This window comes from Streptomyces sp. ActVer (genome assembly GCF_027270795.1).
GTDB lineage: Bacteria > Actinomycetota > Actinomycetes > Streptomycetales > Streptomycetaceae > Streptomyces > Streptomyces umbrinus_A.
The window spans coordinates 1-11,835 of the sequence record NZ_JAPWHT010000325.1; the positions used below are offsets into that span (position 1 = coordinate 1).

General features: G+C 70.2%; 11 protein-coding genes. 2 read left to right on the forward strand and 9 right to left on the reverse strand.

The window, feature by feature from the left end:
• Positions 1 to 78: 78 nt before the first annotated feature.
• The 8 genes from O3Q52_RS37390 to O3Q52_RS37425 form a co-directional block, all read right to left on the reverse strand.
• Positions 79 to 1,077 (reverse strand): RNA polymerase subunit sigma-70, encoded by a 999-nt coding sequence (locus tag O3Q52_RS37390; protein ID WP_269653056.1) that lies wholly within the window; start codon positions 1,075 to 1,077, stop codon positions 79 to 81.
• Positions 1,078 to 1,164: 87 nt separating this feature from the next.
• Positions 1,165 to 1,581 carry a universal stress protein gene (locus O3Q52_RS37395; protein ID WP_269653057.1) on the reverse strand — a complete coding sequence of 139 codons (417 nt, stop codon included), beginning with the start codon at positions 1,579 to 1,581 and terminating at the stop codon, positions 1,165 to 1,167.
• A gap of 1 nt (position 1,582) precedes the next feature.
• Positions 1,583 to 3,076: an APC family permease gene (locus tag O3Q52_RS37400; RefSeq protein WP_269653058.1), complete on the reverse strand. Its 1,494-nt coding sequence runs from the start codon at positions 3,074 to 3,076 to the stop codon at positions 1,583 to 1,585.
• Between the two features lie 146 nt (positions 3,077 to 3,222).
• Complete coding sequence (locus O3Q52_RS37405; RefSeq protein ID WP_269653059.1) at positions 3,223 to 4,521, reverse strand: saccharopine dehydrogenase family protein; 1,299 nt, start codon at positions 4,519 to 4,521, stop codon at positions 3,223 to 3,225.
• 174 nt (positions 4,522 to 4,695) lie between these two features.
• Entirely contained in the window at positions 4,696 to 6,981 is a 2,286-nt protein-coding gene (secD, locus tag O3Q52_RS37410) for a protein translocase subunit SecD (protein WP_269653060.1), read from the reverse strand.
• A 63-nt stretch (positions 6,982 to 7,044) separates the two neighbouring features.
• Positions 7,045 to 7,512, reverse strand: a complete 468-nt coding sequence (locus O3Q52_RS37415) for a hypothetical protein (RefSeq protein WP_269653061.1) — start codon at positions 7,510 to 7,512, stop codon at positions 7,045 to 7,047.
• A 251-nt stretch (positions 7,513 to 7,763) separates the two neighbouring features.
• Entirely contained in the window at positions 7,764 to 7,988 is a 225-nt protein-coding gene (locus O3Q52_RS37420) for a helix-turn-helix transcriptional regulator (RefSeq protein ID WP_269653062.1), read from the reverse strand.
• Complete coding sequence (locus tag O3Q52_RS37425; protein ID WP_269653063.1) at positions 7,988 to 8,338, reverse strand: DUF2975 domain-containing protein; 351 nt, start codon at positions 8,336 to 8,338, stop codon at positions 7,988 to 7,990. Before O3Q52_RS37425 ends, O3Q52_RS37420 begins: the two co-directional genes overlap by 1 nt.
• Positions 8,339 to 8,377: 39 nt before the next feature.
• On the opposite strand from O3Q52_RS37425, the gene O3Q52_RS37430 reads away from it, so the two are divergent.
• Both O3Q52_RS37430 and O3Q52_RS37435 read left to right on the forward strand, forming a co-directional pair.
• A complete protein-coding gene (locus tag O3Q52_RS37430; protein ID WP_269653064.1) occupies positions 8,378 to 9,097 on the forward strand; it encodes a hypothetical protein in 720 nt (239 codons plus the stop codon).
• A gap of 157 nt (positions 9,098 to 9,254) precedes the next feature.
• Positions 9,255 to 10,460 carry a cysteine desulfurase-like protein gene (locus O3Q52_RS37435; RefSeq protein ID WP_269653066.1) on the forward strand — a complete coding sequence of 402 codons (1,206 nt, stop codon included), beginning with the start codon at positions 9,255 to 9,257 and terminating at the stop codon, positions 10,458 to 10,460.
• 19 nt (positions 10,461 to 10,479) lie between these two features.
• On the opposite strand, the gene O3Q52_RS37440 is transcribed toward O3Q52_RS37435, so the two are convergent.
• Positions 10,480 to 11,835: hypothetical protein (locus O3Q52_RS37440; RefSeq protein WP_269653065.1), on the reverse strand; the 1,356-nt coding region annotated here is incomplete at its 5' end.

Consider the following 11,835-nt stretch of genomic DNA (forward strand, 5'->3'; position numbering starts at 1 on the left):
CGCCGAACGCGTCCTGCCACTCGGCCGCGACCACCGCCACGCGCGCGCCACCGCGCAGCGTGAGCGTCCGCACCGGGACTACTCCGTGCCGTCCGCCGACAGACGCTCCGGCAGCCCGAGCCGCGGGAACCGGTCGTCGTGGAATGTGACGATCTCGGTGATCGCCCCGCCGGTGATGCGCAGGACGTCGATCGTCAGCGGCAGGTACGCGTCCTCCTGCTCCTGCCAGAGGTAGAAGGCGAGAGCGGGCTGCCGGTTCACCGAGGTGAGGACGCAGCGCAGGCGCCCCAGGTCCGCGAACCCGTCCTCGACCCAGTTGTTCACCACCGTGTCCCGGCCGACGTACAGGCCCGGGGTGGGCGGCATCGAGCAGCGGACGTCGTCCCGCAGCATGGCAGCGAGACCGTCGACGTCCTTGGCGACACTCGCGTCGGTGAAGCGGCGCACCAGCTCGCGCGTCCCGGCGTCCTGTTCGCCGCCGGTCCAGTCCTGCCGCTCGGCGGGGAGGTGCTCCCGCATGCCGGCGCGGGCCCGCTGCAGCGCGCTGTTCACGGAGTTGACGGAGTCCCCGAGGAGCTCCGCGACCTCCTTGGCCGGCCAGCCGAGCACATCCCGAAGGATCAGCACGGCCCGCGGGCGCGGCGCGAGGTGCTGGACCGCGACCAGGTACGCCAGCTCGATCGTCTCCCGCGCGACGGCGACGGTCTCCGGCTCGTCCGCGTCGCCCGCGGGCAGCTCGTCGAGCAGCCGGTCCGGGTAGGGCTGCAGCCACAGCACCTCGCCGCCGGTCGCGGGCTCCGGGCGGCACTTGGCGAGCAGGTCCAGGCAGGCGTTGGTGGCGATCCGGTACAGCCAGGCCCGGAACGTCGACCGCCCCTCGAAGGTCTCCCGCCGCCGCCAGGCACGGAGGAAGGTTTCCTGGACGGTGTCCTCGGCGTCCTCGAACGATCCGAGCATCCGGTAGCAGTGCACGTGCAGCTCCCGCCGGTGCCGCTCCGCCAGCCCCGTGAACGTCGGCTCGTCGACCTCACCCAGACTGCTCACGCCCAGCTCCTCCGGCCGCGTGTCCGCACTCATGACGTCATCCTTCCGCCTCGCAATGTCCCGTCGTACGTGTGACGGGTACGGGCGCGAAAACTCATCACCGGGGTCGGAAGGAATGGCTCACTGTTCGGTCGGCACGCAGAGGACCGGGACGCTCGACAGATGGAGCAGCTTGTGGGGAGTGGAGCCCAGCAGTGCCCCGCGCATCGGGCTCTCTCCCCAGCTGCCCACCACGATGAACCGCGCCCCGTGGCGTGACGCGGCATCGATCAGTGCCTGGGCCGGCTTCTGGTCGATGATTTCGACGGTTGTCCGTACGTCGGCCTCGTCGGCCACACCGACGGCGTGGTGGAGTGCGACGCGTCCGGCCTCGCGGACGGCCTCGTGGTGAGCCCCGTACTCCTCGCCCACGGTTCCCGGAGCCGCGGCGCCGTAGACCAGCACGAGCGGCTCGTCGAACGCGGCGGACACCTCGATCGCGACGCGCAGTGCGCGGGCCGCGCCCGGCGACTCGTCGTATCCGAGGACAACCGACATCTCAGGACTCCTTGCCGTGGACGAGATCGGCGTCGGCCACACCCGGGCGTTCCGACCAGAAGACAGGCGACATCAGCCGCCGTACGACCATGAGCACCACACCCACGAGGGCGATCCCGATGCCGATGACGAGCGGGGGACCGAGCCCGAACCACGAGACACCGCTGTAGGAGTTCGCGGGGTCGGCCATGTCGGTGACCGATTCCACCAGCAGCCACGCCAGCAGCCCGGCGCCGGCCAGCGGGCCCAGGCCGATGAGTACGAAGTAGCGCACGCTCTCGGTCAGATGGCGGCGGTAGTAGACCGCGCAGGCGACACCCGTGAGCGCGTAGTAGAACGCGATCAGCAGCGACAGCGCGGTGAGCGAGTCGAAGAGGGCGTTGGTGCTGATCTGGTTGACAACGAGATACCAGGCGATGGCGATGCCGGCGACCCACCACGTACTGACGTCGGGCGTACGGAACCGCTGGTGGATGTGTGCGAAGTGCTCGGGCAGCGCGTGGCGGCGGGCCATGGACAGTGCCGTGCGCGACGCCGGGATGATCGTCGTCTGCGTCGACGCCAGCGCGGACGTCGAAACCGCCAGCAGCACGACCCAGTCCCAGCCGCCCATCACCTCGGTGGCGAGCAGGGCGAAGACGAACTCCTCCTCGTCGGCGTTCTCGGCGAGGAAGGTCGTACCGGCGTAGGCCACGACCGCGAAACCGACCGACAGATAGGTCACCAGCAGTACGACCGTCGACCAGACGCCCGCCTTGCCGGGAGCGGTGGCGGAGTTCTCGACCTCCTCGGTGAGATTGACCGCCGACTCCCAGCCCCAGTAGATGAACACCCCCAGCAGCAGGGCTCCGGTCAGCGATGCGCCGCCGGCTCCGAAGGGGTTCAGCCACTTGAAGGCGGGGTCGATGGAGTCGAAGGAGCTGGTGCCCGCGTAGACCCGGTAGAGCGCCACCACGACGAAGGCGAGCAGACAGGCGACCTGCGCCAGGATGAGGACGTTCTGCACCTTGGCCGACACCTCGGTGCCGATGACACACACGGCCGTCATCACGAGGATGAGCAGCACCGCGAGTGACTGGCGTACGAAGTCGTTGTCGGCCCAGCTGTCGAGGCCGAAGGCGAGCAGCGCGAAGCTCACCGCGACGTCCGCCAGTGACCCGACCACCAGAACTCCGGTCATCGCGATGGCCCATCCACCGAGCCAGCCGGCCCACGGCCCCATGGCCCGGGTGACCCACGAGAAGGTCGTACCGCAGTCCTGGTCGACCTTGTTGAGGTAGTAGAACGCCGACGCGATCAACAGCATCGGCACGAACGACGCGATCATCACGCCCGGGGCGTAGATGCCCACCAGCGCCACGATCGGACCGATGACCGCCGCCAGCGAGTACGCCGGGGAGGTGGAGTTGAGACCGATGACGAGCGCGTCGACGAAGCCGATCGCGTTGGCCTTCAATCCGACAGGTGGGGGTGCGTCCGCAGTGTCGTTGGCCATGTTCCCTCGCTCCGGTTGTGCGTGAATCCATACAACAGGGCGTTGTGGAACTTTTTACGCTATTGAGGGCCTCTTGGATACGCATGTCACCTGGGTAGGCGTCCGCAGACGCCTGGGCGGCAGGGACGGCAGGCGGTACGTGGGAGTCAGAGGCCGGGGCTGCCGTTCCCGTCCCCTTGTCCGGCCGTGTCCTCTTGTCCGGCCGTGTCCTCGCGCATGCCCCACGGTGATCCGTACTCCGTCAGCAGGTCGAGGAACGGGCGGGGCGGCAGTGCCTCGGGGCCGAGGACTCCGCTGCCGTGCCATGCCCCCGACGCGATGAGTTCGAGAGCGGCCACGGGGTTGATGGCGGTCTGCCAGACCACGGCCTGGGAGCCGTACTCCCGCATCGACCACTGGTTGTCGACCACGTGGTAGAGGTAGACCTCCCGAGGCCGGCCGTCCTTGGTGCCCTTGACCCACGTACCCGCGCACGTCTTGCCGTGCATACGGTCCCCGAGGCCGGCCGGGTCGGGCAGACAGGCGGCGACCACGTCCCGCGGGGAGACCATGACCTTGCCCGCCGTCCCGATGCCGGTCTCGGTGCCGCCGTTCACGCTGACCGGGTCGGTGCGGTCCAGGCCCAGTTTGTGCAGGGTCTGGAGCACGCCGATGAACTCGTCGCCGAGACCGAACTTGAAGGTGACCCGGCGGGCCTTCAACCACCGGGGGACCAGCAGCACTTCCTCGTGCTCGACGTTGACGCACTCCACCGGACCGATGCCCTCGGGGAAGTCGAAGACCTCAGGCTCGCTGAAGGGCGGTGTGGTGAACCAGCCTCGCTCCGCTTCGTAGACGACCGGTGGGTTGAGGCATTCCTCGATGGTCGTCCAGATGCTGAAGGACGGGGCGAAGTCGTAGCCCTCCACGACCAGGTTGGCGCCGTCACGGATGCCGATCTCCTCGATCTCGTCGAAGAGGACGTCGGCGGCGTAGCGGGCGAAGACGTCCGACAGGCCCGGCTCCACGCCCATGCCGACCAGCGCGAGCCGGCCCGCCGCCTCCCACTCGGCGGACCGCGCGAACTGGGCGTCTCCCAGTTTCACGCCGCACTCCTGGTAGGGGCGGGTCGGGTGCGGCCGGGACAGGGACATCGCCATGTCCAGGTAGTGGGCGCCATGGGTGAGCGCCGCGTCGAACAGTGGCAGCACGAAACGGGGGTCGGTTGCGTTGAGCAGGACGTCGCAGCGGTGCTCGGCGAGCGCGGCCCGCACACCGGCCGCGTCCGAGGCGTCGAGTCGCACCGCCGTGAACCTGTGCTCGTCCTCCCCGAGAGCCGCGACGGCCGACTCGGCCCGCGCCGGGTCGTAGTCGGCGACGACCATGTGCTCGTAGAAGAAACGCCGGGCCGCGATCCTCGTGATCGCGGTCCCGACGCCTCCCGCTCCGACCAAGAGAACTCGCATGGCGCAGCACTCCTTCGTCCCGCCGTCGCAGGGGGAGCCCCCCTGCCTGTTCGGTGGGCCAGGACGATATCAGCCGGACCGCCCGGTGAGAGGTGACTGATCCGGAGATGTCTCGCCATGCTCGATCGACTTCGTATGCGCAGGTCAGAAGCGGAGTTCTGCTGTGGCGTACTCCTAGATCACTGCCGCGCCGCGCGGGGCTGATCGGGGTGTGGCGTTGGGCGGCGGTGCGGTGCTGTGGGCCTGGAGTTCGATGGCCAGGGGTGCGGCGGTGAACATCGAGGAGTACGTGCCCACGACGATGCCGATGAGCAGGGCGAGGGCGAAGTCGGTCAGGGAGTCTCCGCCCAGCAGGGTGAGGGCGGAGAGGATGAACACGGCTCCCATGCCCGTGTTCACCGTGCGGGGGAGTGTTTGCAGGATGGCGGTGTTGGCGAGGCGCGAGAAGGGTGTCTTCCGGTCGCCGGCCGACAGTTCCCTGATGCGGTCGAAGACGACGACGGAGTCGTTGACGGAGTATCCGATCACGGTCAGCAGGGCCGCGAGGAACACGCCGTCGATCGGCTTGCCGAGCCAGGCGAAGACACCTACGAGGATCAGGGCGTCGTGGGCCATCGCGGCGACCGCGGATGTGCCGAAGGTCCAGCGGAAGCGCACCGCGAGATACAGCAACTGGGCGGCCAGGGCCGAGGCGAGGGCGATGAGAGCTCCCCGGCGCAGTTCGTCCCCGAGGCTGGGGCCGATGAGCTCGTCGCGGATCTTGTCGGCACTGCCCGCGAGGTCGCCGATCGTCTTGTCCACCTTCGCCGCCTCGGCGTTGGACAGTTGGTCCGTCCGTACGGAGAGGTCGCCGTCGCCGGAGGTCTGGACGACCGCGCGGGGCAGACCCGCGTCGGCCAGTGCGTCCCGGGCGCGGTCGGCATCTACGGGGGTGGAGGTGGCGTACTCCATGAGCCGTCCGCCGGTGAACTCGACGCCGAAGTTCAGCCCCCGGAGCGCGATGCCCGAGGCGGCCAGGACGAGGGCGACGGCGGACGCGGCCAGCCAGGTGCGGCGACGGCGCATCAGGTCGGGATCGCGGCGGACCAGCCAGTCGCGGACCTTTCCGGTGTCCGCTATGCCGGTGAGACGGGGACGGCGTCGTACGGACCGACGGGCGACCGCGAAGTCGGCGAGTACACGCGTGATGACCAGGGCGCTGAGCATGGAGGCGAGAACGCCGATGCCCAGGGTGACGCCGAAGCCGCGGACAGGTCCGGAGGCGAGGAAGAAGAGCAGGCCCGCGGCGATGAGGGTGGTGATGTTCGAGTCGGCGATGGCGTTGAACGCGTTGCGGAATCCGGCGGTGAGGGCGGCGCGCAGGCCCTTGCTCTGGCGGGCCGCGTACTCCTCGCGGGCCCGTTCGAAGACGAGCACGTTGGCGTCGACGGCCATACCGATGGCCAGGACGAACCCGGCGAGCCCCGGGAGGGTGAGGGTGGCGCCGAGCGCGGCCAGAGCCGCGTAGGAGATGACTCCGTAACAGGCGAGGGCCACGGCGGCCAGGGCACCGAGGAGTCGGTAGACGGCGATGATGAACAGGGAGGTCAGCGCGGTGCCGATGACGGCGGCCCGGGCACTGGCCTCGATGGCCGATGCGCCCAGGGTCGGGCCGACGGTGCGCTGTTCGACGGTCTCGACCGGCACCGGCAGGGCTCCGCCGTTGATGAGGAGGCCCAGTTCGCGGGCCTCGTCACGGCTGAAGGAGCCGGTGATCTGAGTGGACCCGCCGTCGATGCCCGTACGGCAGGCGACGGAGAAGTTGACCTGGGGGGAGGAGATGACCTTGTCGTCCAGGACGATGGCGACGCGGCGAGCCGGATCGCCGGCGGGACGACACGCCGCCTCGCCCGTCAGGCGGGCCCAGGCGTCGCCGCCCGCTCCCTTGAAGTCGACACCGACGTACCAGCCGACCCCGCTCTGCTGGTCGATGCGCGCCTCGGCGCTGTCGACGTCCGCGCCGGTGAGCGCCGACGGGCCCAGGCGCACGGGCTGACCGGATTCGTCGGGCAGGACGAGTTCCGCCGGCTGCTTGGGCAGCGGCTGACGTGAGGTTTCGCCGGTGTCCGCGGTACCGAGGACCGGATGGAAGGCGAGTTGGGCGGTACGGCCCAGGACGTCGGCGGCCTCACGCGGGTCCTGGATGCCGGGCAGCTCGACGATGATCCGGTTGTCTCCGGAACGGGCGATGCTGGGTTCGGCGACGCCGAGCGCGTCGATGCGGTGACGCAGTACCTCCAAAGTGCGGTCGGTGGCCTCCGAGTCGGCCTTGGCTGTGGGTGAGTCCCGGGTTTCCAGGACGATCTGAGTGCCGCCGCGCAGATCGAGTCCGAGGCGGACCGGCACGGTCAGGGTGATGTAGAGCGACAGGGCGAGAACGGCAAGGGCGAAGAACGCCCGCACGCGAATGGCTCGCGTCAAGGGTGCCTCCAACAGGCATACCGCAGCCGTGAGAAGGGTGCGGTGAGGATTGACTGGGTGACGTCAGATGCCGTTGGAAGGCGGCGGGCCCCGCCCGCTGTGACGCTCGGAATGCTGTGGAGGTGTGAAGACGCCCTGCGAGAGCGGCAGTTGCGGCCCGGACTCCGGCAGAGGGAGCACCGGGCCGGGCGGGACGGACACCCCGCCCGGAGACAGGGTGTGCCACTCGCCCGGCGCGGCCCTGCCTACCCGGGGCTGCTGGCCGCAGGCGGTGGTGCACTTGTCGTCGGCGTTGCTACGGGTGTCGGCCTTGGTGGCGACACTCGTGGCCGGGGGGATCTCCGCGGCCGGTGCCAGGTTCTGGTGGGCGAGGGCTGTTGCCGACGCCGATGCGACGGTGGAGGCCGCGGCGGGGCTGCCCTGGAGGCCGAGGACGCCGAGGAGAGCGAACAGTGCCGACAGGAGTGCGCCGGCGATGGGGGTGAGGTGTCGGCCGTCGGAGGTGGAGGACGCACGGGTTTGCTGTGCCATGCGATACCTCCTCCTCATGTGTCACTCCGGGCCCGGTCAGGGGCAGGGCCGCCACGGGGGCGGCCCTTGGGGACAACGGATGAGGAACGCATAAGGTTCGCTCGGACGAATACGGATGGTGAATTCGGTGCCGGACCTCTGCACCGTGAGGCGACGGCGCTGGTCAGGGTCCTCGAAGTGTGGCTGTGACGAGTCCTTTCCAAGCAGGCCCTCAGCTCCAGCAGGTCCAGCAGGAGTAGGTCCAGCAGCCCTCAGTCGTCGGTCGTGTCGTCGTCGGGTACCCAGCGCAGTACGTCACCGGGCTGGCAGTCGAGTGTGCGGCAGATCGCGTCCAGGGTCGTGAACCGCACCGCCTTCGCGCGGCCGTTCTTCAACACGGCGATGTTGGCGGGCGTGATGCCGACGGCAGCGGCGAACTCGCCGACCGACAGGTTGTGTCTGGCGAGCTGGACGTCGAGGTCGACGACGATCGCCATCAGACGACCGCGGCGATCTCGGTCTGCAGATCCGTCGCCTTGCGCAAGAGGCTTCGCATGATGACGGTGAGCATCGCGAACGCCGTTCCGACGCCGACGCTCGTGATCGCGGCGCCCAAGGCGCTGAGCTCCTCCATGCCGTCGTCAGGAGAAGGAATGTCGGCCACGAAGAGGTGTCCGGCGACCCCGATCGCCAGCAGCGTCGCCACGACGGAGGATCCGATGACGATGTCGACCCACCGGAAGGCCAGCGGCGAGAAGATCGCGCCGCGTCGGACCATGGCGAGCAGCATCCACACCGCGACGAGGGCGACCTGGACGCAGACGACGCCGACGATCGCCACCGTCACGTACGGCGTGGCGAACGGTGCGTAGGGAGGGAAAGAGCCGTGGCGAACATCCCGGGGTGGTACGCGGCGCACGAACCGAAGCCGACGACGACCGACGAACTGGTCGCCGCCCAGTCGCTGTGGACGAAATGGGCGTACAGCTATGGAATCGGGCCGGTCGGCCGGACCGAGTTGGAGGCCCGCGCGGGCGGCAACCCGTCCTGGAACACCGGCATCGACTACGGTCGGCTGTTCGCCAGGTCAAGCCAGCAGGACCTGGCCCGCGACGCGTACGCCGCCGCACCCGGAGGAGACCTGGACGCCGACCTGAAACGCCTGGCGAAGGCGCCACGGATCCGGCCCGACGCGAAGGCGGTGGCCTACCAGTACCGCCACGGCATCGTCCGCGGCACGACCCCGGCCCCCGTCGTCACCCTGCACTCGACCGGCGACGGCGGCGCGGTGACCGACCAGGAGCGGTGGTACGCCGACCGGATCCGCCGCCACGGCAACTCCGCCTCGCTGCGGCAGCTCTGGGTGGACCGCGGTGGGCACTGCTCGTTCAGCTCCGCCGACGAACTGGTCATGCTGCGGACACTGCTCGACCGGATCGACGACGGGCAGTGGCCGAGCACCACACCGACACGGCTCAACGCCTCGGTCAGCGCGATGGGCCCGGCGTACCAGAAGGTGCTGGACCTGGGCACCGGTGCGGACCTGCCGCTGGACCCTGCGTACACGAACTTCACACCGCCGAGGATGCTCCGCCCGTCGCGGTGACTTCGCGCAGGGGACACTCTGAGGGATGACAGGCAACCTGTGGGACAGCGGCCGGCCGCTGTCCCACAAGTCGGTCCTGGCGGACGTACTGGAGACTGCGACCGTAGTCAGGCGGAGCGCCGATGCGGCCGCATTCCGGAAATGGACAGGAGCCCTCGTGACGTACGACATCACCGCCCTCCGCTCCCAGTTCCCGGCGCTGAGCGCCGGGACGGCGCACTTCGACGGGCCCGGCGGTACCCAGACGCCACAGCCCGTCATCCGGGCCATTGCCGATGCGCTGGCGCAGCCTCTGTCGAACCGGGGGCAAGGGACACCGGGGGAGCGGAACGCCGAGAGCATCGTCACGAAGGCCCGGCAGGCCCTGGCCGACCTGTTGGGAGCGGACCCGAGAGGGATCGTGTTCGGTCGCAGCGCCACTCAGCTCACCTACGACTTCTCCCGTGCCCTCGCCAAGACGTGGTCGCCCGGGGACGAGGTGGTCGTCACTCGTCTCGACCACGACGCCAACATCCGCCCATGGGTTCAGGCCGCTGCCCAGGCCGGTGCCACCGTGCGCTGGGCCGACTTCGATCCCGCCACCGGAGAACTGACCGCCGCCGACGTCCGTGCCGTTCTGTCTCCGCGCACCCGGCTGGTAGCTGTCACCGCCGCCTCCAACCTGATCGGAACGCGTCCCCCGGTCGCCAAGATCTCCGGCCTGGTTCGCGACGCCGGAGCGCTGACGTATGTCGACGGAGTCCACCACACCGCCCACGCGCTGGTCGACCTGGAGCGGCTCGGCGCGGACTTCTTCGTCTGTTCTCCGTACAAGTTCCTCGGCCCTCACCACGGAGTCCTCGCCGCGCGGCCGGAGTTGCTGGAGACGTTGCAGCCGGACAAGCTCCTGCCCTCAACCGACGCGGTGCCGGAGCGCTTCGAACTGGGCACACTGCCCTACGAGTTCCTCGCGGGCACCGAAGCGGCGGTGCATTTCCTCGCCGGGCTCGACACGGAGGCCACAGGAACGCGACGGCAGCGCCTCGCCTCGGCGTTCATGGCGCTTGAAGCGCACGAACAGGCCCTGCGCGCACAGCTCGACAAGGGCTTGTCCTCGCTTCCAGGGGTCCAAGTCCACTCCAGGGCGGTCGATCGCACTCCCACCCTGTTGCTCACGTTCGAGGATCGCTCGTCGGTGGAGGCATACCGGTTCCTCGCGGAGCGTGGCGTCCACGCGCCGTCGGGGTCCTTCTACGCGATCGAGGCCTCCCGTCGACTCGGGCTGGGCGACACCGGTGGTCTCCGGATCGGCCTGGCCCCCTACAACAACACGGAGGACGTCGAACGGCTCCTGGACGGTCTGTCCGAGTTCCTGGCGCTGTGAGGGCAGCCATCGGCCTCGATCAGAGGGAGGGCGACAGCGCCGGATCCGCTCCCCACGCCGCGGCGCACAGTGATCGGTCGACCTCCTCGGTGTAGTGGGCCGCCGCGAGCCAGGCGTGGGCGAACCGGTTGACGTCGGCGGGAACGAGACGGCCGAAGACGTCGCGGGACCGGTCGGCTGCGGCCGAATGGAGTTCGTCGAGGAGGTCTCCGGCGCAGGCGAAACCGTAGCGGCCCAGGCGACGGCTGTCGGTGGCGCTGTCTCCGGGGAAGGCGAGCACGCGACGGCCCGCCGAGGCCGCCTGGTGGACACGGCGGCGCAGGAGATGCAGCGGAGCTTCGTCCGGGGCGGGTGGCGATCCAACGGGTGCCATCGCCGGGGCGGGCAGGTCCGCGTGCTGGAGGCGGTCGAGGCCCAGGTCGAGATGGGCCCCGGGATCGCGCGGGTGGTCCGCGGCGAGGATCAGCGCCCGGGGCAGGGGAGACGGGTCGAGGCGGGCGACGACCCGCAGTCGGGTGCCCGGGGCGGCCGCGAGGAGACGGAGGTTGTCGCGGTAGGGCAGCGCGGGGTGGTCATGGGCGGCGGCGAGGCGGAGCGTCAGTCCGTCGCAGTCGGCGAGCAGGCAGTCGCCCGCCGCCTCGCGGACCGTACCGGTGAGGGTCACGTCGAGGAACAGCAGGCCGTCCCCGCCGGTCAGGGCACGTGAAACCTGATCGGCGACGGGCAGTCGCCACAGGCCGGCGAGAGGGTCCTCGCGCCAGGCGGCGCCGGACGCGCGCACGGCCCGTACGCCCGCGCCCGCACCCAGTCGGCCCGTCGGGGAGACGGTCGCGCCGGACACGGCGAGCCCGGGCCTCGACAGTTCGCGGTGGGTGAGAGCCGTGTCCCCGATGCGTACGGCCCGGTCGGCCGCACCCACCGCCCGGCCGGGCCCTCCCGGGACGACATCCGAGACCGTGTAGAGACGGCCCTCGGCGTCGGACGCCCAGGTGACCGCTCCCGCGTATCCGGTCGCAGTGAGGACGGGCTCGGAGAAGAGCCCGTACAGCCGCAGGGATCCGTCCGGGGTGTACGGCTGCCGTGCGGTGCCGCGCAGGGCGGCGAGTTCGGGGCCCGTTGAGCCCGGAAGGCGATGGGCTGTCCCGAGGACTTCGCGGAGTGCCGCGGTCAGATCCGTGAGTCGGTACGCCGGATCGGCGCAGCGGGCGGCGCGCAGTTGCGTGACCACGGAGACCGCCGAGGCGGCGATCCTGGGCAGGCCGCTGATCCGCGCGGTGTGAGCGGCGCGCAGCAACTCCGCCTGCAGCACGGCGCCGGCCCCGTCCGTACCGGCTTCGAGTACGGCGGCAGCGGCGTCGTGCATGGCTTGTGCGGC

What these genes read in the sequence shown, in the direction of transcription:
- O3Q52_RS37390 (WP_269653056.1), bottom strand. Translation starts at nt 1,077, where the DNA reads ATGAGTGCGGACACGCGGCCGGAGGAGCTGGGCGTGAGCAGTCTGGGT.
- O3Q52_RS37395 (WP_269653057.1), bottom strand. Translation starts at nt 1,581, where the DNA reads ATGTCGGTTGTCCTCGGATACGACGAGTCGCCGGGCGCGGCCCGCGCA.
- O3Q52_RS37400 (WP_269653058.1), bottom strand. Translation starts at nt 3,076, where the DNA reads ATGGCCAACGACACTGCGGACGCACCCCCACCTGTCGGATTGAAGGCC.
- O3Q52_RS37405 (WP_269653059.1), bottom strand. Translation starts at nt 4,521, where the DNA reads ATGCGAGTTCTCTTGGTCGGAGCGGGAGGCGTCGGGACCGCGATCACG.
- O3Q52_RS37415 (WP_269653061.1), bottom strand. Translation starts at nt 7,512, where the DNA reads ATGGCACAGCAAACCCGTGCGTCCTCCACCTCCGACGGCCGACACCTC.
- O3Q52_RS37420 (WP_269653062.1), bottom strand. Translation starts at nt 7,988, where the DNA reads ATGGCGATCGTCGTCGACCTCGACGTCCAGCTCGCCAGACACAACCTG.